This window comes from Pseudomonas sp. MH10, assembly GCF_034353045.1.
Lineage (GTDB): Bacteria > Pseudomonadota > Gammaproteobacteria > Pseudomonadales > Pseudomonadaceae > Aquipseudomonas.
In genome coordinates this window covers 3,896,323-3,917,229 of record NZ_CP133783.1, presented here as the reverse complement: position 1 = coordinate 3,917,229, position 20,907 = coordinate 3,896,323, and the positions used below count along the sequence as shown (strand labels likewise).

The window sequence follows — 20,907 nt, the reverse complement described above, 5'->3', positions numbered from 1 at the left end:
AGCCTTCCCGAATGAATTCGGTCCCACAAAAAACTCGACATCACGAGCCCTCTGCGTTGCATCAGAAATCGGCGCTCGCCCCCGTCAAATGCGTTTTCGCAACAGATACACCCCAATCAACATCCCCATCACACAAAGCACCGCCACGTACCAAGCCGGCCCCATTGGGGTGTTCTTGAGCATCAGCGTCACGACCATGGGTGTCAGGCCGCCGAAGATGGCGTAGGCCAGGTTGTAGGAGAACGACAGTCCGGAAAAACGCACGGCGGCCGGGAATGCACGGATCATGACGAACGGTACAGCGCCGACCACGCCGACGAACAATCCGGTCATGGCGTACATCGGAAACAGTGCGTTTGGGTGAGCTTGGAGGGTGTGATAGAACGTCCATGAGCTGACCAGCAGGCCTAGGCAGCCGAAGATAAATACCCAGCCAGCGCCAAAACGATCCGTCAGCGATCCCGCGCCGATGCAGCCCAGGCTCAGGCAGACGATTGCCAGACTATTAGCTTTCAGCGCAGTCGCCGGTGAGAAGCCATACACGGTTTGCAGCACGGTGGGGGTCATCAAGATCACGACGATGATGGCCGCCGAGAGCATCCAGGTCAGCAGCATCGACAGCACAATCGCCCCACGGTGATCACGCAGTACGGTTTTGAGCGGCACTTCTTCGGCCAACGCTTTGCGCAGTTGAAGCTCGGCAAACACCGGGGTTTCGTGCAGCCAGCGGCGCAGGTAGACCGACAGCAGACCAAACACGCCGCCCAGTAAGAACGGAATCCGCCACGCGTAATCGAGCATTTCCTGCGCGTTATAGAGGCTGTTGATTAGCGTAGCGACCAGCGAGCCCAGCAGGATGCCCGCCGTTAGGCCGGCGGTTAGGGTGCCGCAGGCGTAACCGGTACTGCGCGCCGGCACATGCTCGGACACAAACACCCAAGCGCCGGGCACTTCGCCGCCAATCGCTGCACCCTGAATAATCCGCATTAATAGCAGCAGCATGGGTGCCAAGAGGCCAATCTGCGCGTAAGTCGGCAGCAAACCCATGATCAAGGTCGGCACGGCCATCAGGAAAATGCTCAGGGTGAACATCTTCTTGCGCCCCAAAAGGTCGCCGAAGTGCGCCATGACGATGCCACCCAACGGCCGGGCCAGGTAACCGGCGGCGAAAATACCGAAGGTTTGCATCAGCCGCAGCCATTCAGGCATGTCCGCCGGGAAAAACAATTTGCCGACCACCGTGGCGAAGAACACAAAAATGATGAAATCGTAAAATTCCAGCGCACCGCCCAAGGCAGACAACGACAAGGTTTTATAGTCGTTACGGGTCAACTGACGCGAGGTCTGTGCGGTACTTGAAGGCACGGTGGACATAACAAGGACTTCTCTTGGGAGGGGTGGGCATCAGCAACGCTGGCCGATACCTGACGGACTGCACACTCGACGGTTAAGGAAAACTCTGACACGGGCACCAAAATTGCCTGACAGACAGGGCGGTCCAAAGCTGTTTAGGTCCGGCACGATAGCAAACTCTTAAAAAAGCACACAGCAAGAAGGTTTACGTGGTCAAAATGAGAACCGAACGGTCGTCGTGTGACGCATCGCCCGATATACTCGCAGACCGCCAAAAGTAACCAGACAGGCTACGGGTTGCTGTGCGAAGTCGCCGCTGAGCTTTAAACAGCCGTTTTCGCAGAGTTTCCCTAATTAAGACGCACCTGAACCCTGTGGACACAGTCTGTTCACACTCGGCGTTTTTAATGTCTTTTCACCGCGGCAAAAAATAATGAGAGTCATGGGTCAGAGGCACCCTAGGCATGATCGAACTCGAACAAGAAGATCCAATTCCACAAGGCGACCTTGCGTTGCAAATTACGGCGTTGCCCCGAGAAACCAACGGTTTTGGCGATATTTTTGGCGGCTGGCTAGTTTCGCAGATGGATTTGGCGGGCACCGCCATGGCGAGCAAAGTCGCTGGCGGACGTGTCGCCACTGTGGCCATTGACCGCATGACCTTTCTGGTTCCAGTCGCCGTCGGCGCGCAGCTGTCGTTCTATACCCAGGCACTGGAAATCGGCCGCAGCTCGATCCAGATGATGGTCGAAGTGTGGAGCGATGACCCGTTGTCCAGCGAATGGCGCAAAGTCACTGAAGCGGTATTTGTGTTCGTCGCCATTGATGGCAGCGGCCGCACTCGTTCGGTGCCCGCTAGGCGTTAAGCCTAGGCGGGGCATGCCGAGGTAAACTCGTTGGCCGTAACACGGTCTACTTTTATCACTGTCCTTATAGTGAGAGCCTTCGCATGCCAACGCCCAATGTTGAAACCGTAAAACTCGATGAGCTGAACTGCTGGCGCATCCGTCACGGCAACGCTGAGTTACTTGTCGCCCAACAAGGTGCGCACATCCTCAGCTATCAGGTCGCGGGCGAGCAGCCGCTGATCTGGCTGAACAAACAGGCTACGTTCAAACAGGGCAAGCCGATTCGTACCGGGATTCCGATCTGCTGGCCGTGGTTCGGCAATTTTGAACGTAATCCAGACAGCGTGCAGGCGATGCGTCAAAGCGCCGAGCCGGCAAAGGCCCACGGCGAAGTTCGTGCGTTGGACTGGGAGCTGCTGGGCATCAGCAATGACGGCGAAGCGCTGTTGGTGGAATTTGTGCTGCCGCAAACCCAAGGCCATCTGCCCGGATGGCCCCACGACGTGGCGCTTAAATTGAGCATTCGGCTGGACACGCAGCTACACGTCAGCCTTATCAGCCACAACAAGGGCCATGAAGACGTCACGCTTAGCCAGGCGCTGCACAGTTATTTCGCGGTAAGTGATGTGCGCCAGGTCAACGTAGAAGGTTTGGACGGGCTGCGGTATATCGACACCACGGACGACTGGAAGGAGTGCATGCAGTCCGGCGCCCTGAACTTCGCCCGCGAAACCGATCGCATATACCTGAACACGCCGAATCACCTGAGTGTGGTCGACCCCGGCTGGAATCGTCGCATCGTCATCAACACCCGAGGATCGAAATCCACGGTGGTCTGGAACCCCTGGACTGAACGGGCAAAGGGCCTCAGCGACATGGCCGATGACGGTTGGCAGGGCTTGGTGTGTGTAGAAACCGCCAACGTCATGGGTGACGTGGTAACCCTCAGCCCCGACGCTTCCCACACACTGACTGTCAGCATCGGCAGCGAGCCGTTGTAACGTCCGACCTATAGGTCCGCTTCCACCACGACGCGGACCTTTGAGGCATCCAGCGCATAGGCCGCATCGGCCATGTCATTGCTCACCTTCTCGACCTTCAACGTTCCTGTTACCCACAGCGGCGTGTAGATATCGTTGAGTTTCAAGCCTTTAGGGTAGCGTACCAGCACCAATTGATTGGGTGGCGGTGGCGGCACATGGATGCAAGCGCCTGGGTACGGAACGAGAAAAAACAGCGTGCTGCGGCCTTTAGCGTCCGTCTCCAGCGGTACGGGATAACCACCGATACGAATATCTTTGCCATTCATGGCGGCCACAGTCTTGGCCGAATACATCACAGCGGGCAGACCCTTGCTTTGTTTCAAGCCGCCTTTGCTGTCGAAGGTTCCCTGAGCTTCCGGGGAGTTATGGTCGATTTCAGGCATGGCTTCGAGGGCTTTTTGATCCGACTTTGGCATCAGTTCGAGCCAATCGGTTTCCGGCAACTCAGCGTGGGCAAGCCCGGACGCCAGCAACAACGTAATCAAGAGAAGGCGACGCATAAGTGGCTCGGCAACATAAAGTAATAAACGGTGCCGAGCATTCTAGCCCTCTACGCGGCATTAGCGCAGAGGGCTGAAGATTTACTGTCAGTCTTTTTTGAGCATGCCATAGATAACCAACAGGATGATCGCACCCACCAATGCACCCAAGAAGCCGGCGCCTTGGCCTGCTTGATAAATACCCAGCGCCTGACCACCGTAAGTGGCAGCCAACGAGCCACCGATACCTAACAGAATGGTCATGATCCAACCCATGCTGTCATCGCCCGGCTTAATGAATCGCGCCAATAGCCCAACGATCAGGCCGATAAAGATGGTTCCGATAATTCCCATGCCATTTCCCTCTCTATGAACTGGATAGACCAAGCCTAGTCACGGCGTCGGCATCCTGCCATCAGAGAGCGATGGGCGCTATTGGTTCCTTGGGGTTGCGGCATGTTTGGCGAAAGCCGAAGGCCTTGGGTCAGGCCTTGATGAGCGCTTGAACCTTTTTGATCTGCTGATCGAGGGTGGCCCGATCAACGCAACGCAAGGTCGCGTGCCCGACTTTGCGCCCGACCTTGAACGCTTTGCCGTAGTGGTGCAAATGGCAATCATCAATGGCGGTGACTTTAGCCACCGCAGGCACTTCGCCGATGAAATTGAGCATCGCGCTCTCACCGATCTTGGCCGTTGAACCCAGTGGCAAGCCTGCCACCGCCCGCAGGTGGTTTTCGAATTGGCTGCATTCGGCACCTTCGGTAGTCCAATGCCCGGAGTTGTGAACGCGCGGTGCAATTTCGTTGGCTTTCAGGCCGCCGTCGACTTCGAAGTATTCGAATGCCAACACACCCACGTAATCAAGCTTCTTAAGTACACGCCCGGCGTAATCTTCGGCCAGGGCCTGCAGCGGATGATGGGTGCTGGCGATCGACAAACGCAGAATGCCGTTGTCGTGGGTGTTGTGGACCAATGGGTAAAACCGTGTTTCGCCATCACGACCGCGCACGGCAATCAGCGACACTTCACCGGTGAACGGTACGAAACCTTCCAGCAAGCACGCCACGCTACCCAGTTCGGCAAAGGTGTTGACCACGTCCGCCGAGGTGCGCAGGACTTTTTGGCCCTTACCGTCGTAACCGAGAGTGCGGGTTTTCAACACTGCGGGCAGACCGATGTTGGCGACCGCCGCATCCAGATCGGCTTGCGAATGGATATCGGCAAACTCCGGGGTGGGAATCCCGAGGTCTTTGAACATGCTCTTTTCGAACAAGCGGTCACGGGCAATACGCAACGCTTCGGCACTTGGATAAACCGGGACGAACTGCGACAGGAACGCGACGGTTTCTGCGGGCACGCTTTCGAATTCAAAGGTCACTAGATCAACTTCATCGGCCAACTGCCGCAAGTGATCCTGATCGCCATAATCGGCACGCAGATGCTCGCCCAACGCAGCCGCACAAGCGTCTGGTGCAGGGTCAAGAAAAGCGAAGTTCATCCCCAGCGGAGTGCCCGCCAGAGCCAACATGCGACCCAATTGGCCGCCACCGATTACACCGATTTTCATAGAAAAACCTCAGGCGTCGCGCGGATCTGGATTGTCCAGGACGCTGTCTGTCTGGTCAGCGCGGAATTTTTTCAGCACTGCATGGAATTGCGGGTGCTTGGCGCCAAGAATACTCGCCGACAGCAACGCTGCATTGATCGCGCCTGCTTTGCCAATGGCCAAGGTGGCCACGGGAATCCCGGCGGGCATCTGCACGATCGACAGCAAGGAATCGACTCCCGACAGCATCGACGACTGCACCGGAACGCCCAACACCGGCAAATGAGTCTTGGCCGCACACATGCCCGGCAAGTGTGCAGCGCCACCAGCGCCAGCAATGATGACTTCAATGCCCCGCGCTTCGGCCTGTTCGGCGTACTGGAACAGCAGGTCTGGCGTTCGGTGAGCTGACACCACCTTGACTTCGTAAGGGATGCCTAGCTTATCCAGCATATCGGCGGTGTGGCTAAGGGTGGACCAATCGGACTTAGAGCCCATGATCACGCCAACCAGTGCGCTCATCGTCGTGCCTCTTCTATTGGGCGCCCGCAAGCGCGTCAAAAAACAACAAGCCACGCGGGGAAAACCGGCGTGGCTTGTTGTACGAATAATGACCGGTCGAACCGGCCAAAGGCCGCGCAGTATACCGTAAAGCAGCGGGAAGACAGCCCCTTTGTGACCAGTAGTCAGCAGCGTGTCGCAGCGGCCTTGGTTGAGATGTTGGAGCTCAACCGCTTATAGACGACCTGACACACACTAGTCGTCAGACCTAAGGAAATTGGCGATATTCTCCCGATTCTTTAAGCTGTACCGGTATGCATTACCCCGTTTCCCATCTCGATGCGGATACACGAATGTCTCACTGAGAACGCCGAATGAATTATATTGCAACTCCGCATCTTCATGGGTGGCGCCGAAACTATGCCCTAGTTCATGACCAATATTCTGATAGGCCACCAACGAAGAGATCAAACAGTTATTGCCCTCGTAAGTTACGCCCAAAACCCTGTCATTCAATTTGTCTTTAGTGACTAATAGGTATCGGTAGGTTTTCTTCCAAGAGAGGCCATTCTGCTCCACATAAACTCCAACCCGACCAATCCACTCGTCCAGCACCGCTTTCTCGTGACCTTTGTAATTGAAGTCCGTCACGCCTGCGATTGAACGCCGGTAGTCGATAATGCATTCACGACCGGTGATTTTCTGAATTTCAATGATGCAGTCTTGCAGGTAATTGCGAGGAACAAGACGTTGTAGGCTGGGATCTACATCGTCGTGATAAAAGACCAATAATCGAATAGGCTGCTTGCTGGCTGACATGCTAAATCCTTTTAAAAGTAACCTCCTATCATCATGATGCGCGGAGGTCGAGAGGGTTAACCCCTGACCAAGTTACAACCTGAAGAATGCGAATACATTCAGACACCAACAACAGCGAAGGTAGTCTCCGGTAGTTATAACCTGTAGGAAATGCGTCCCCGCGTCCTCGCACTGCCAGTTGTTCAACTAGTACCCGGATGCTCCAGCTGCCCCGCTGTTTCCAGCTTGCGCCACAACAACCGCACATTTGCCTTACGCACTAGCGCGCAACGGTACAAACGAATCTCCAACGGCACATGCCATTGCGGGCCACCGCAAACCACCAACTCACCCCGTGCCAATTCGGCGCGCACGCTCAGCTCTGGAACCCAGGCGATACCCAGCCCTTCAAGGGCCATGCCTTTCAAGCTGTCGGCCATGGCCGTTTCATAGACCGTCGTGAAGCGCACGCTGCGCTGACGCAGCAGTAAATTCACCGAACGCCCGAGAAATGCACCGGCGCTATAGGCCAATAACGGCACGCTGGCATCGCCTTCCAAATCAAACATCGGCTGGCCATCGGCACCCGCCGCGCAAACGGGCAACATTTCGGTGTGTCCCAAATGCAGTGAGGGGAAAATCTCGTTATCCATCTGCAACGCGGCGTCCGGGTCATAGAACGCCAGCATCAAATCGCAACCGCCTTCGCGCAGGGCATGCACCGCCTCGCCGACATTGGTCGCCACCAGCCGCGTAGCAATGTTCAAACCTTCATTACGCAACTGAGCGATCCAGCGCGGAAAAAAGCCCAACGCCAGGGAGTGCGCAGCCGCGACCTGCATGACTTCGCCCTGTCCGCCCTCCAAGTGGTGTAGGTGGCGTAACACTTCGCCCAGTTGTTCAACGACGGTCCTCGCGGTCACCAGAAACAATTGCCCGGCAGCCGTGAGTTCTATGGGCGTGCGCGAGCGATTGACCAATGTCAGGCCCAGCGCTGATTCAAGGCTGCGAATTCGGCGGCTGAAAGCGGGTTGTGTCACAAAGCGGCGCTCGGCCGCCTGGGAAAAACTACGGGTCGCGGCCAGGGCACTAAAGTCCTCAAGCCATTTGCTTTCAAGATTCATGGGGTCTCCTGCCAAAAAACGCATACCTGCGTCTACATACGCGTTTCAAAATCGTAACGTCACATCAACAGTATGCCGTTTACGCATAGGTCAGCGCTTAACAGCATTTGCTCCAAATTGCCTACAAGCCTAGCATCATCAGCGTTCCGGCACCCTTCGTGCCTCTCTTGAGACTATCTCTATCATGTCCTCCGCCGCATCATCGCGTACCGAAAAAGACCTGCTTGGCGTTCTCGAAGTACCGGCTGATGCCTATTTCGGCATTCAGACGCTACGGGCGGTGAATAACTTTCACCTCTCTGGCGTGCCGATTTCGCATTACCCAAAGCTGGTTGTGGCATTGGCGATGGTCAAGCAAGCCGCCGCTGACGCAAACCACGAGTTGGGCCACCTGAACTCAGCCAAGCATGCAGCGATCAGCGAAGCCTGTGCACGGCTGGTTCGCGGCGATTTCCACGACCAGTTCGTGGTGGACATGATTCAAGGCGGCGCAGGCACTTCAACCAACATGAATGCAAACGAAGTCATCGCCAACATCGCGCTCGAGGCTATGGGCCACAGCAAAGGCGAATACCAGTTCTTGCACCCGAACAACGACGTGAACATGGCGCAGTCGACCAACGATGCTTACCCGACGGCTATTCGCCTGGGCCTGTTGCTGGGTCACGATTCACTGCTCGCCAGCCTCGACAGCCTGATCCAGGCGTTCGCGGCCAAAGGCAAAGAATTCAACCACGTCTTGAAAATGGGCCGGACCCAGTTACAGGACGCTGTACCGATGACCCTTGGTCAGGAATTCCGCGCCTTCGCTACTACCCTCAATGAAGACCTCAATCGGCTGCGCACCCTGGCGCCAGAACTGCTGACCGAAGTAAACCTTGGCGGCACCGCCATCGGCACCGGCATCAACGCCGACCCGCGTTATCAACAATTGGCGGTAGATCGTCTGGCAATCATCAGCGGCCAACCGCTGGTACCGGCTGCCGACTTGATCGAAGCCACTTCCGACATGGGCGCCTTCGTACTGTTCTCCGGGATGCTCAAGCGCACCGCGGTCAAGCTGTCGAAGATCTGTAACGACTTGCGTCTGCTGTCCAGCGGCCCACGCACCGGGATCAACGAAATCAACCTGCCAGCACGTCAGCCAGGCAGCTCGATCATGCCCGGCAAGGTCAACCCGGTCATCCCGGAAGCGGTCAATCAGGTGGCTTTTGAAATCATCGGCAACGACCTGTCGCTGACCATGGCGGCGGAAGGCGGTCAGTTGCAGTTGAACGTGATGGAGCCGCTGATCGCTTACAAAATCTTCGACACCATTCGCTTGCTGCAGCGCGCCATGGACATGCTGCGCGAGCACTGCATCGTCGGCATCACCGCCAACGAAGCGCGCTGCCGTGAACTGGTCGAGCACTCGATTGGTCTGGTGACTGCTCTGAACCCGTACATCGGTTATGAAAACGCGACCCGTATCGCTCGTATCGCCCTGGAAACCGGCCGTGGCGTGCTGGAACTGGTACGCGAAGAAGGCTTGCTCGACGACGCCATGCTCGCCGACATCCTGCGCCCGGAAAACATGATTGCCCCGCGACTGGTGCCGTTGAAAGCCTGACTTTAACGCCACGTCGCACAACGTTCACCAGGTCGAGGGACTAGACACCTCTCACCTTTTGAGGGCCTGAAGATCACTCTCCAGGCCCTTTTTTTGCCTGCTTGTTTTTACTTTTAACCGTCTACGCCATACCTTACGAATCACGCCAATCCCTGACCTGTCTAGAGAAAACCCAATGAATAGCGACACGCAGTCACCCGCCCAGCAGGTCATGGTGCTTTATACCGGCGGCACGATTGGTATGCAGGCCAGCGCCAACGGGCTGGCCCCGGCGTCGGGATTTGAAGCGAGGATGGCCGAACAACTGGCCGCGCAACCGGACCTTCAGGTGCCCAACTGGCGGTTTCGAGAATTGCTCCCACTGATCGACAGCGCCAATATGACCCCTGCCTATTGGCAGCGCTTGCGTGAAGCGGTGATTGAAGCGGTGGATGTCGATGGCTGCGATGGCGTGCTGATTTTGCACGGCACCGACACTTTGGCCTACAGCGCGGCTGCGATGTGTTTCCAGCTAATTGGATTGAATGCGCCAGTGGTGTGCACCGGCTCGATGCTGCCCGCTGGCGTAGATGACAGCGATGCCTGGGAAAACCTCAACGGCGCCCTACTCGCCCTTGGCAAAGGCCTGAAATCCGGCGTACAGCTGTATTTCCACGGTGAACTGCTGGCGCCGACCCGTTGCGCGAAAATCCGCAGCTTTGGGCGGCATCCGTTTGCGGCGTTGCAGCGCACGCGGGGTGGCGAGTCGGCGCAGCCGATGCCGAACGCTCTGGATTATCGCCAGCCTAAAACCATCGCCAACGTCGCCGTGCTGCCGCTGTTTCCAGGTATCAACGCTCAGCACCTAAACGCGGTGCTCGACAGCGGCATCCAAGCGCTGGTCCTCGAATGCTTCGGCAGCGGCACCGGCCCGAGCGACAACCCAGAGTTCCTCGCCAGCCTGAAAAATGCTCATCAACGTGGCATCTGCGTGGTAGCAATCACCCAATGCCATGAAGGCGGCGTCGAACTGGACGTTTACGAAGCGGGCAGCCGCCTGCGCGGTGTTGGCGTGGCGTCGGGCGGCGGCATGACCCGAGAAGCGGCGTTCGGCAAACTGCATGCGCTGCTGGGTGCGGGGCTTGGGATAGAAGAAGTACGACGGTTAGTTGAACTGGATGTGTGTGGGGAATTGCTCTAACAAAAACGCCAAAGCCTTTGTAGGAGCCAACTTGTTGGCGAAGTGGATACCGCCTCGCGAACAAGTTCGCTCCTACAGGGTTATAAATAATCTATATATCACCCCGCTCCACCTGAGCATCCCGCAACATTGAGTCCAAGTTGCGCTCGATATTCGTGCACAGCGCTGTCATTTGAATTTCATGCTCGCTGGCCAGAAACGGGCTTTGCAGATCGGTGCCGATTTTCTCAATCGCCAGCAGCATGAAACCCACTACGGTGGAGGCCAGCGGCGTGAACCAGCCAAGCGTTTCCACCAGACCGATGGGTACGATCACGCAAAACAGGGTGATGAACAGCCTTGGAAAGGCCACATACGGGTAAGGCAACGGCGTGTTAGCGATGCGTTCCATGCCGCCTTGGCAATTAGAAATTTCCACCAGCGTGGATTCGATTCGTGCCAACCGAATGCTGTCCAGGTGACCGGACTTGAACTCTTTGGCCAGCAGCGCAGCAGAGGCATTGAGCAAATCATTGGGAAAATTGTTGGTATCGTGACGACGGTCAAACTCCTCGGGGGAGATCAGCGCCTGCACTTCTGCGCCGCAGGTTTCACCTTTTAAATGCGCCGATAAACATTTCACGTAAGCCACATGCCGGCGTAGCAGCACGGCTTTAACCGGATTAATGTCTCCATTGTCGTCAATAAACGTCAAGGCTTGCCGGGCAAAACTGCGGGAATTGTTGACCAAACCGCCCCACAAGGTTCGGGCTTCCCACCAGCGGTTGTAGGCACTGGAATTGCGAAAGCTGGTCAGCACGACCAACGCCGAACCCAGCAGTGTCAGTGGCAGCGGGGGCAAGGTGACCTTGCGCTCCAGATAAAGCATGAAATCGACGGTGACGATGACATCCCAGACCAACAGCCAAACCAGCGACCACCCCACATAAGACAGGGTTCGGACCAAAAACTGATACTTCTCAACGATTGCCTGCTGCAAGAGATTACCTCGTTCGACGACAACACGAGCGCTGTCCCCTGGGGTTCGAATGCTTTTTGCTCAAATGGTTCGGCACCGACGGATCTGAAGTTTCATGGAACAAACTCGCCTTTTTCGTGCTCAACACCTATCTGGATGTTCAGCAGCACGTCACCGAGGGTAAATTCAATGGGCTCGTCTTCAACGTCTTCCTCCATCGAACAGCGCACCACGCGCGACCAACTGTGCATTAACACCATTCGCACGCTCGCCATGGATGCCGTCCAAAAAGCCAACTCCGGCCACCCTGGAACACCGATGGCACTGGCGCCGGTAGGTTACACAGTCTGGAATCAATTTCTGCGTTATCACCCTGAGCACCCCGATTGGCCAAATCGCGACCGCTTTGTGCTGTCGGTCGGCCATGCATCGATGCTGCTGTATTCATTGCTGCACTTGGCCGGCGTGATCGAAATCGACGAACACGGCCAACCTTCAGGCAAACCGGCGGTCAGCCTGGAAGACATCAAACAGTTCCGTCAGATGGACTCTAAAACCCCTGGTCACCCGGAATACCGCATGACCACGGGCGTCGAAACCACCACCGGTCCGCTGGGCCAAGGGTGTGCCAACAGCGTGGGCATGGCCATGGCTGAACGCTGGTTGGGCACGCGCTTCAACCGTCCCGACGCAACGCTGTTCGATTACAACGTTTACGTGCTGTGCGGTGATGGCGACATGATGGAGGGCGTGTCGTCCGAAGCGGCATCGATTGCCGGCCATCTCAAGCTCGCTAACCTGTGCTGGATCTACGACAACAACACCATCACCATCGAGGGCCACACCGAGCTGTCGTTCAACGAAGACGTGCAGACCCGGTTCAAGGGCTATGGCTGGAATACGCTGCACGTCACCAACGCTAACGATACCGTGGCGCTGGCCAAAGCGATTGAAACCTTCAAACACAACCAAGACGCCCCCACATTGATCGTGGTTGACAGCGTGATTGGTTATGGCGCGCCGCATAAGCACAACACCGCAGCGGCCCACGGCGAACCCTTGGGCGTGGAAGAAATTCGTCTGACCAAAAAATTCTATGGCTGGGACGAAAATGCCAGCTTCCTGGTGCCGCAAGAGGCCCAGCACTGCTTACGAGACGCCCTGATTGAACGCAACAGCGCGGAGTACGAAGCGTGGGAAAAAACCTTGGCCGAGCTTGGCAACAGTGACCCGACCCTAACCGATCAGTTGCGCCGGATGCGTGCTGGCGAGATGCCCGACGATTGGCAGGATGAGCTGGAACAATTCGAAACCGACGCAAAAGGCATCGCATCCCGTGCCTCCGGCGGCAAAGTTCTCAATGCGTTCGCCTCGAAAATCCCATGGCTGATGGGTGGCTCTGCCGACTTGTCGCCCTCGACCAAGACCAACCTGACATTCGACGGCGCGGACAGCTATTCGGCCGAAAACTATGGCGGGCGCAACCTGCACTTCGGCATTCGCGAACACGCCATGGGGTCAATTGCCAATGGCATGGCGCTGTCATATATCCGCCCGTACACCTCGACATTCCTGGTGTTCAGCGACTACATGAAACCGCCGATTCGTCTTGCGTCGATCATGGAGCTGCCGGTGATTTTCGTCTTCACCCACGACTCCATCGGTGTCGGTGAAGACGGGCCGACGCACCAACCCATCGAACAGCTGACCCAACTGCGCTCGACGCCCGGCCTGCTGACATTGCGCCCCGGCGATGCCAATGAAACCGTTCAGGTCTGGAAGATCGCCCTGGCGCAAACCAATCGGCCGTCGTGCATTGTGCTTTCGCGCCAACCGCTGCCGACGCTGGATCGCTCGGTGTATGCCAGCGCAGAGGACACGGCTCGCGGCGCTTATGTGTTGGGTGACGCAGGGCACGGTCAGCCGGAAGTAATCTTGATCGCCACCGGCAGCGAAGTCGGCATGACCGTACAAGCGTACGAGAAGCTCAAATCAGAAGGCATCGCGGCGCGGGTGGTTTCAATGCCCAGCTGGGAACTGTTCGAGGATCAAGACCAAGCCTACCGCGACAGCGTATTCCCGCCGAGCGTCACTGCCAGGGTGGTGGTTGAACAAGCTGGCCCCGTGGGCTGGGACCGCTACGTCGGCAACACCGGAGCCAAAATCGTCATGAACACCTTCGGCGCCTCGGCTCCGATTGAGAAGCTCCAAGCCAAGTTTGGCTTCACCGTGGAGAATATTGTGAAGGTGGCGAAGGCGCAGCTAGAGAAATAGCCTGCGGGCGAGAGATAAATGCAATTATTCCTGCGCTAAATTCATTCTTTAGCCAGAATAATTGCATTTTTTGTCTAAACAATCGCTGCAGTTACCGTTCCTATTCAGCACCCACTCAACGCCACCTGCGGACGCTCACCGACAAAGAAATACGGCCGCAATTTCACCCCGACGCCATTCCCAATAAACGCCGCCACCAGCCACACCCAGCCGTGCAAGCTGCCGGAGGCGATGCCGCTGAAGTAGGCGCCGATGTTGCAGCCGTAGGCCAGGCGAGAGCCGTAACCCAACAACAGACCGCCGATGACTGCCGCGATCAATGAGCGGGCGGGGATTTTCAGGTTGGGTGCGAAACGTCCGGCCAGCCCTGCTGCCAACAGCGCACCCAGCATAATGCCGATGTCCATGACACTGGTGACGTCTTCCCATACCGGCGCAGCCAAGGCTTTGGCGTTGCCCGGGAGTTGCCAAAACACCCAACTGCCAACGTCCACGCCTAGACCACTGGCGACTTTGGCGCCCCACAACGCGAAAGCCGAGGTGATTCCCCATGGCCGACCGGCGAGTGCCAAGGTCGCGTAGTTGAGCAACGCCAAACCAATCGCGCCCCATACCAATGGCCAAGGCCCGCGCAGAAAACGGCGCAGGCCGATGTGCTCGCTGGTGACGCCTTCCTCAAGCTGACCATGACGGCGCTTTTCCAGGCGCACGGTCACCGCCGCAATAATCGCGAACAGCGCCAGGCTCATCACCAACGCGGGATAAACCCCGAAGCTTTTGACGATGGAAATCGCCGGAAACGACGGCAGTGAAAACCACCAATCGACGTGATGAGTAGCGATCAACGATCCGACAATGAAAAACAGCAGCGTCACTAACATCCGCGCGTTGCCGCCGCCGACGGTGAACAAGGTGCCCGATGCACAGCCGCCACCGAGCTGCATGCCAATACCAAACATGAACGCGCCGACCACCACGGAAATACCCGCAGGCGCCACCAGACCCACCACTGGCTGACCGAATAAGCTGCCCGCGCCCAGTGCGGGAAAGAACAGCACCACGGCCACCGCCAGCATCACCATCTGCGCGCGCAAACCGGCGCCACGGCGATCACTGATAAATACCCGCCACGCCGAGGTGAAACCGAACGCGGCGTGGTAAAGGGTTAGACCCAACGCCGCGCCGACTACCAGCAGCAACATCAGGCGCGAACCCACGCTGTTTTGCAAAAACGCAGCGCCGAATAACAACAAAACAAAGGCGATTAGTGGAGCGGCGGGCTTGCGTGCAGGCGTCGCAGAGAGAGGAAGACTCATAACGGATCTCGGTGAGTGAAGTGCAATGGCGCGAGTATAAACGCTTAATTCGCCCACACTTGGCGCAGCTTATCCAGCGCCTCGCGAATGCTTGGCTCAGGCATGGCGGCGAAACCCAAGACCAACCCTGCACGGTTATCCACAGGCTCAGAAGACGTCGGCAACCAATAATCGCTCAACGGGTTGATCTCAACGCCGACGCTTGCGGCCTTGTCGATCAATTCTCCCTCACGGGCCAGGGTGGATACCGGCACCGCAACGTGCAGTCCGGCGACGACCTTCGGCATCGCGCCACAGCCGCTGATGCCGTGCGGCCAGCCCGCCAACAACGCATCCCGACGACTCAGCGCAGCGCGGCGCATGCGACGGATGTGTCGCTGGAAATGCCCGGCGGCGATGAATTCGGCCATGACCGCCTGCGTCCCGACTTCGGAGTGACGCATGTCCACGGCTCGGCGCTGACTGAAGGCTTCAACCAACCCCAGCGGTAGCACCAAATAGCCCAGGCGCAGGGCCGGAAAAGCAATTTTGCCAAAGGTGCCGACGTACAACACCCGTCCGTTCTGATCCAGCGACGCCAAGGGTGCCAATGGCGCACCGCTGTAACGGTACTCACCGTCGTAATCATCCTCGACGATCCAGCCTTGAGTCCGTTCTGCCCAAGTAAGGATTTCAAGGCGCCGCGCCAAACTCATGGTCACGCCTGTCGGGTATTGGTGTGACGGCGTGACATACGCCAGGGTGCAATCGCTGTGCAGTAGTTCGGAACAACGCATGCCTTCGTTGTCCACGCCGATGCCGTGCAACTGCGCCCCGGCGATGGCGAATGCGTGGGCCGCTGCGCGATACCCCGGATTTTCCACCGCCACCGCATCGCCCACTTCGACCAACAGCTGTGCACAAAGGCTAATCGCTTGCTGTGCGCCACTGGTGATTACTATTTGTTCAGGGCTGCAATGCAAGCCTCTGGAACTGCGCAAATAGGCCGAGATCAACTCGCGCAGGCGCCAGTCTCCTGCGGGCTCGCCGTATCCCAGTTTGCCCAAGTCCGGCTTTCGCCAAAAAGCAGCGTGTAACTTGCCCCAAACCCCGAATGGGAACAGGTCAAATGCCGGCACGCCCACCCGAAAGGCCCGTGGAGCATCGCCTCGCGGTGGCGGCAAATGATGCTGTTGAAGCAAATTCAGTGCGGTGTTGTGGACAACTTTTTCAGGCTGAACGTGACCCGAATCAGACGAAATTGTGGATAAGGCTGTGGGTAAGCCTGTTGATAAGCCTGTGGACACTTTTGTGGATAACTTAACTGCCTTCTTTGACGCGACCGATGGTGACGCAAGCTGCGCAACGTAAGTGCCGTCGCCAATGCGCCCTTCGGTAAAACCCTCGGCATAGAGCTGGTCGTAGGCGCGCATGACGCTATTTCGGGAAATCGACAACGACGACGCCAGATCCCGGCTGGCGGGTAACCGTGTGCCACTGCTCAAACTGCCGTCGAGAATCCGCTGGCGTAGCGTTTGATAGAGCTGACGGCTCAGCCCACGGCTGGGATCAAGTTCGATACCGGCAGGATCGAATGGAAAAGAAGAAGTGCTGAACGCCATGAATTGGCCCTACGAAATTGATCGTTAATGGCTCTTACAACCAACCAATAGCGTGCCTAAGATTTAGCCATCCGCCAAGGAAAAACTCATGTACCTACCCAGCGCATTTAAAGAAGAGGATCTCGCCCTCCTGCACCAGCACATGGAAGGCACGCGCCTCGCCGTTTTAGTCACCCACGGCGCGCTGGGTTTACTGGCGAACCATGTGCCGCTGCTGCTCAGCCCGAACCAAGGCCCGAACGGCACGCTGCACGGGCATTTGGCCAAAGCCAACCCGCAGTGGAAGGAGCTGGCCAGCGGTGCCGAAGCCCTGTTGATCTTCGCCGGCCCGGACGCCTACGTCAGCCCGTCGTTTTACCCGAGCAAGGCCGAACATGGCCAAGTGGTGCCCACCTGGAATTTTTTGGCGATTCACGCTTATGGCACGCCCGAAGTGTTTCACGACGCGAGTCGACTGCTTGATCTGGTCAGCGCTTTGACCGACAAGCATGAAGCCGGACGCGCCATGCCTTGGGCGGTGGAGGACGCGCCAAAGGAGTACATCGACAAAATGCTCGGCGCCATCGTCGGGTTTGCCGTGCCGATCACCCGGCTCGAAGGCAAGCGCAAGCTCAACCAGAACCGCAACGCGGCTGACATTGCAGGCGTCCGTGACGGACTCGCCGCCAGTGCCGCGCCCAATGACAACGAACTCGCCCGACTGATGCGCTAAGGAGCCATTGATGACCGACATACAGATCCGCCCCGTCACGCCGGAAGACCACGCCGCTTGGCTGCCGCTGTGGAAAGCCTATTTGACGTTCTACAAGACCGAATTGCCCGACAGCGTCAGTGACGTCACTTGGCAGCGAATCCTAAACCCGAGCGAACCCACCAACGCGGCCCTCGCCTGGAGCGGTGACAAAGCGGTTGGCATGGTTCACTTCATCTACCATCGCTCTAACTGGAGCATCAAGAACGCTTGCTACCTGCAAGACCTGCTGGTCAGCCCGGAGCAACGCGGCACCGGGGTCGGCAGGCAGTTAATCGAATACGTCTACGCCACCGCCGGTGAAAATAACTGCGACAAGGTTCATTGGCTGACCCACGAAACCAATGCCACCGCCATTCAGCTGTATGAACGCATTGCCGAACGCCCCGGTTTCATTCAATTTCGTAAACCGCTCTAGCCCTGGAATTTTGCTCATGTCGACCGCTGAACTGCACTGGCAAACGGCTAAGTTGCCGAATGCCAAACCCATCGAAGGCCGCTTCATACGTCTTGAAAAACTGGACGCCGTGCGTCACTGCGATGGTTTATGGACCGCTTTGCAGGGCCCGAATTCCGACCCGAAGCTGTGGGATTATTTGCCGTATGGCCCGTTCAACCAACGCGCCGAGTTCGACAACTGGCTAAGTCGCCTCGCAGCGGGGAACGACCCTTGGTTTTACACCGTGATCGACCGCGAGACCGGAATCGTGGACGGCTGCCTGAGCCTGATGTCGATCGTCCCTGATCATGGCCGAATCGAAATCGGCCACGTGATGTTTGGCGGCGCCATGCAACGCACTGCCAAAGGCACCGAGGTCATTTACCTGCTGGCCAAAGAGTCCTTCGCGTTGGGCCATCGGCGTTTGGAGTGGAAATGCAACGACAGTAACCAGCGCTCCAAACGCGCCGCCGAACGCTTCGGCTTTACCTTCGAAGGCACCTTCCGCCAGCACATGGTGGTGAAAGGGATCAATCGGGACACCACGTGGTACTCGATAACCGACGCGGAATGGCCAGCGTTGCAGCAAGCGTTTGAAGGCTGGTTGGCCGTGGATAACTTTGAGGGTGGGCAGCAGATTCGATCGTTGGAAACTTTCCGAGGCTAATGGCACAGGCCGTAACTGTGGGACCGAATTCATTCATGCGCTGAGGTGGTCTCAGTAAACACCGGCAACTGAGCTGCCGAAGGCTGCGAAGCCGGCACGGCTCTGGGGTTTCATTGACGAGGTTGATAGCAAGCAGCCACAAATCCTGTGGGAGTAGGCTTGCCTGCGAAGAGGCCCAAAATCACGCCGCTAATGTCACCCTGAAACCTGGGTCGCCTGCATTGACGCTTTCGTTGGCAAGCCAACTCCCACGGAGTTTTTTGGCAGACTCGGAATAGTCGGCACTGAAAAATCTTATCGCAGCCTTGGGTGTTCCTACAGAATTCTGAAAACAACGACATATGTGGGACCGAATTTATTCGGGAAGGCGTCGTATCAGGCGCCGATGAGGTTGGATGTGGAATCCATTCCCGAATAAATTCGGTCCCACAGAATTTCGGGCAATCCCACAGGTTGAATTCGAAATTAAAAAAAGGGGAGCCACAAGTGCTCCCCCCAGAGTAAACAGTTAAGCGGGTATCGAATCAGCCCTCGATTTCCACCAGGATTTCGCCTGGGTTGACGCGGTCCCCTTTGGCGACATGAATCGCCGTGACTTTGCCCGCGATGGTGGCCTGTACTTCAGTCTCCATCTTCATCGCTTCGGTGATCAGCAAGGCCTGACCGGCTTTGACCACGTCGCCCTCTTTGACCAATACTTCGACGATGTTGCCCGGCATGGTGGTGCTCACATGGCCCGGTGCTGTCGCTTGCGCGCGCTTGCCGATGCCGCCACCCACGAATTCGTTGAGCGGTTCGAAAACCACCTCTTCCGGCATGCCATCGATGGTCAGGTAGAAGTGACGCTTGCCGCCGGCTTTGACGCCGACACCGGTGATGTCGACGCGGTAGCTTTCACCGTGTACGTCGATCACGAACTCAGTCGGTACGCCCTCGCCGCCCGCTTTGCTGACACCGCCCGCTTCGGGAATTGGCAACAGCTCTTCAGGTTTCAACGTGCCCGCTGCGCGCTCTTCGAGGAATTTGCGCCCGATATCCGGGAACATGGCATAGGTCAGCACGTCTTCTTCGGACGTGGCCACCGCACCTATTTCAGCCCGCAGCTTGACCATTTCCGGCTTGAGCAAATCCGCCGGGCGCACGTCGATCAGTTCTTCGTTGCCAATGGCCTGACGGCGCAGCTCTTCATCCACGATACCCGGCGCTTTACCGTAACCGCCTTGCAGGTACAGCTTCACTTCGTTGGTGATGGTTTTGTAGCGCTCACCGGCCAGCACGTTAAAAAACGCCTGAGTACCGACGATCTGAGAAGTCGGGGTAACCAGCGGCGGGTAGCCGAGGTCTTTACGAACCCGAGGAATTTCCGCCATCACTTCGGCCATGCGGTTCAGCGCGCCCTGCTCTTTGAGCTGGTTAGCCAGGTTGGAAATCATCCCGCCCGGTACTTGGTTGACCTGCACACGGGTGTCGACAGAGGTAAATTCACTCTCAAACTGGTGGTATTTCTTACGCACTGCGTAGAAGTACAAACCAATTTCCTGCAGCAGTTCCAGGTTCAAACCGGTATCGAATTCGCTGCCCTTGAGCGCAGCGACCATCGACTCGGTGCCCGGATGGCTGGTACCCCAAGCGAAGCTGGAGATGGCGGTGTCGATGTGATCGGCGCCGTTTTCAATCGCTTTCAGCTGACACATGGCGGCCAGACCAGCAGTGTCATGGGAATGAATGAACACCGGCAGCGATTGCTCAGACTTCAGCGCCTTGACCAATTCGCCAGTGGCATACGGCGTCAACAGGCCGGCCATGTCCTTGATCGCCACCGAGTCGCAACCCATGGCTTCCATTTGTTTGGCTTGGGCGACAAACGCGTCGATGGTGTGCACTGGGCTCGTGGTGTAAGCGAGGGTGCCTTGGGCATGCTTGCCCGCCGCTTTCACCGCTTCAATCGACACCCGAAGGTTACGAACGTCGTTCATCGCATCAAAAATACGGAACACATCGATGCCGTTGACCGCTGCCTTGGCCACGAAAGCACGCACCACGTCGTCACTGTAGTGCCGATAGCCCAACAGGTTCTGACCGCGCAACAGCATCTGCAAGCGAGTGTTAGGCAACGCCGCACGCAACTGGCGCAGGCGCTCCCACGGGTCTTCTTTCAGAAAACGGATGCAGGCATCGAACGTCGCGCCGCCCCACACTTCCAGCGACCAATAGCCAACCTTGTCGAGCTTTTCGCAGATCGGCAGCATGTCTTCAGTGCGCATGCGAGTGGCCAGCAGCGACTGATGGGCGTCACGCAGGATGGTGTCAGTGACGAAGATTTTCTTAGACATTCAAAAGCTCCTTATAGCGACAAGCTGCGAGCTTCAAGCGACAAGCAAAAGCGTAATCGGCTTTTACTTGCAGCTTGCCGCTTGAAG

Annotated in this window: 20 protein-coding genes; 8 read left to right on the top strand and 12 right to left on the bottom strand. The window is 57.3% G+C overall.

Going from position 1 to position 20,907, the window contains the following annotated elements:
* Window positions 1-84: 84 nt before the first annotated feature.
* Window positions 85-1,374 (bottom strand): MFS transporter, encoded by a 1,290-nt coding sequence (locus RHM59_RS17410; protein WP_322224903.1) that lies wholly within the window; start codon window positions 1,372-1,374, stop codon window positions 85-87.
* Between the two features lie 443 nt (window positions 1,375-1,817).
* Here RHM59_RS17410 and RHM59_RS17405 point away from each other — a divergent pair, with 443 nt between their 5' ends.
* Together RHM59_RS17405 and RHM59_RS17400 are read left to right on the top strand one after the other, a co-directional pair.
* Complete coding sequence (locus RHM59_RS17405) at window positions 1,818-2,219, top strand: acyl-CoA thioesterase (RefSeq protein WP_297839195.1); 402 nt, start codon at window positions 1,818-1,820, stop codon at window positions 2,217-2,219.
* An 83-nt stretch (window positions 2,220-2,302) separates the two neighbouring features.
* Window positions 2,303-3,202, top strand: coding sequence for a D-hexose-6-phosphate mutarotase (locus tag RHM59_RS17400; protein ID WP_322184537.1), 900 nt, complete (start codon window positions 2,303-2,305; stop codon window positions 3,200-3,202).
* An 8-nt stretch (window positions 3,203-3,210) separates the two neighbouring features.
* Here RHM59_RS17400 and RHM59_RS17395 read toward each other — a convergent pair whose 3' ends face one another.
* From RHM59_RS17395 to RHM59_RS17370, 6 genes are all read right to left on the bottom strand, one after another.
* A complete protein-coding gene (locus RHM59_RS17395) occupies window positions 3,211-3,744 on the bottom strand; it encodes a DUF3299 domain-containing protein (protein ID WP_322166710.1) in 534 nt (177 codons plus the stop codon).
* Window positions 3,745-3,831: 87 nt separating this feature from the next.
* A complete protein-coding gene (locus RHM59_RS17390; protein WP_322166711.1) occupies window positions 3,832-4,077 on the bottom strand; it encodes a GlsB/YeaQ/YmgE family stress response membrane protein in 246 nt (81 codons plus the stop codon).
* A 130-nt stretch (window positions 4,078-4,207) separates the two neighbouring features.
* A complete protein-coding gene (locus RHM59_RS17385) occupies window positions 4,208-5,290 on the bottom strand; it encodes a 5-(carboxyamino)imidazole ribonucleotide synthase (protein ID WP_322166712.1) in 1,083 nt (360 codons plus the stop codon).
* A 9-nt stretch (window positions 5,291-5,299) separates the two neighbouring features.
* Window positions 5,300-5,791, bottom strand: a complete 492-nt coding sequence (purE, locus tag RHM59_RS17380; protein WP_322224901.1) for a 5-(carboxyamino)imidazole ribonucleotide mutase — start codon at window positions 5,789-5,791, stop codon at window positions 5,300-5,302.
* A 234-nt stretch (window positions 5,792-6,025) separates the two neighbouring features.
* Complete coding sequence (locus tag RHM59_RS17375) at window positions 6,026-6,589, bottom strand: hypothetical protein (protein ID WP_322224900.1); 564 nt, start codon at window positions 6,587-6,589, stop codon at window positions 6,026-6,028.
* A 182-nt stretch (window positions 6,590-6,771) separates the two neighbouring features.
* The gene (locus RHM59_RS17370) at window positions 6,772-7,692 is read right to left on the bottom strand and encodes a LysR substrate-binding domain-containing protein (RefSeq protein ID WP_322224898.1); all 921 of its coding nucleotides are present in this window, start codon (window positions 7,690-7,692) and stop codon (window positions 6,772-6,774) included.
* Window positions 7,693-7,876: 184 nt separating this feature from the next.
* Between RHM59_RS17370 and aspA the strand changes: the two genes are divergently transcribed.
* Both aspA and RHM59_RS17360 read left to right on the top strand, forming a co-directional pair.
* The gene (aspA, locus tag RHM59_RS17365; RefSeq protein ID WP_322166717.1) at window positions 7,877-9,301 is read left to right on the top strand and encodes an aspartate ammonia-lyase; all 1,425 of its coding nucleotides are present in this window, start codon (window positions 7,877-7,879) and stop codon (window positions 9,299-9,301) included.
* 175 nt (window positions 9,302-9,476) lie between these two features.
* Window positions 9,477-10,481 (top strand): asparaginase, encoded by a 1,005-nt coding sequence (locus RHM59_RS17360; RefSeq protein ID WP_322224896.1) that lies wholly within the window; start codon window positions 9,477-9,479, stop codon window positions 10,479-10,481.
* 91 nt (window positions 10,482-10,572) lie between these two features.
* Here the strand turns inward: RHM59_RS17360 and RHM59_RS17355 are convergent, their stop codons facing one another.
* Together RHM59_RS17355 and RHM59_RS17350 are read right to left on the bottom strand one after the other, a co-directional pair.
* Window positions 10,573-11,460, bottom strand: coding sequence for a bestrophin family protein (locus RHM59_RS17355; RefSeq protein ID WP_322224894.1), 888 nt, complete (start codon window positions 11,458-11,460; stop codon window positions 10,573-10,575).
* Window positions 11,461-11,552: 92 nt separating this feature from the next.
* A complete protein-coding gene (locus RHM59_RS17350; protein ID WP_322166720.1) occupies window positions 11,553-11,714 on the bottom strand; it encodes a hypothetical protein in 162 nt (53 codons plus the stop codon).
* Between RHM59_RS17350 and tkt the strand changes: the two genes are divergently transcribed.
* Entirely contained in the window at window positions 11,713-13,713 is a 2,001-nt protein-coding gene (gene tkt, locus RHM59_RS17345; protein WP_322224892.1) for a transketolase, read from the top strand. The genes RHM59_RS17350 and tkt overlap by 2 nt on opposite strands.
* Window positions 13,714-13,817: 104 nt before the next feature.
* Here tkt and RHM59_RS17340 read toward each other — a convergent pair whose 3' ends face one another.
* Together RHM59_RS17340 and RHM59_RS17335 are read right to left on the bottom strand one after the other, a co-directional pair.
* Window positions 13,818-15,029, bottom strand: coding sequence for a YeeE/YedE family protein (locus RHM59_RS17340; protein ID WP_322224889.1), 1,212 nt, complete (start codon window positions 15,027-15,029; stop codon window positions 13,818-13,820).
* Between the two features lie 44 nt (window positions 15,030-15,073).
* Window positions 15,074-16,630 carry a PLP-dependent aminotransferase family protein gene (locus RHM59_RS17335; RefSeq protein ID WP_322224887.1) on the bottom strand — a complete coding sequence of 519 codons (1,557 nt, stop codon included), beginning with the start codon at window positions 16,628-16,630 and terminating at the stop codon, window positions 15,074-15,076.
* An 88-nt stretch (window positions 16,631-16,718) separates the two neighbouring features.
* Between RHM59_RS17335 and RHM59_RS17330 the strand changes: the two genes are divergently transcribed.
* From RHM59_RS17330 to RHM59_RS17320, 3 genes are read left to right on the top strand one after another with little or no spacing between them, the layout of a single operon-like run.
* Window positions 16,719-17,342 (top strand): FMN-binding negative transcriptional regulator, encoded by a 624-nt coding sequence (locus RHM59_RS17330; RefSeq protein WP_322224884.1) that lies wholly within the window; start codon window positions 16,719-16,721, stop codon window positions 17,340-17,342.
* 10 nt (window positions 17,343-17,352) lie between these two features.
* On the top strand, window positions 17,353-17,799 hold the full coding sequence (locus RHM59_RS17325; RefSeq protein WP_322224881.1) for a GNAT family N-acetyltransferase: 447 nt from the start codon (window positions 17,353-17,355) through the stop codon (window positions 17,797-17,799).
* A gap of 16 nt (window positions 17,800-17,815) precedes the next feature.
* The gene (locus RHM59_RS17320) at window positions 17,816-18,487 is read left to right on the top strand and encodes a GNAT family protein (protein WP_322224879.1); all 672 of its coding nucleotides are present in this window, start codon (window positions 17,816-17,818) and stop codon (window positions 18,485-18,487) included.
* Window positions 18,488-19,011: 524 nt separating this feature from the next.
* Here the strand turns inward: RHM59_RS17320 and oadA are convergent.
* A complete protein-coding gene (gene oadA, locus RHM59_RS17315) occupies window positions 19,012-20,820 on the bottom strand; it encodes a sodium-extruding oxaloacetate decarboxylase subunit alpha (RefSeq protein WP_322224877.1) in 1,809 nt (602 codons plus the stop codon).
* Between the last annotated feature and the right edge of the window lie 87 nt (window positions 20,821-20,907).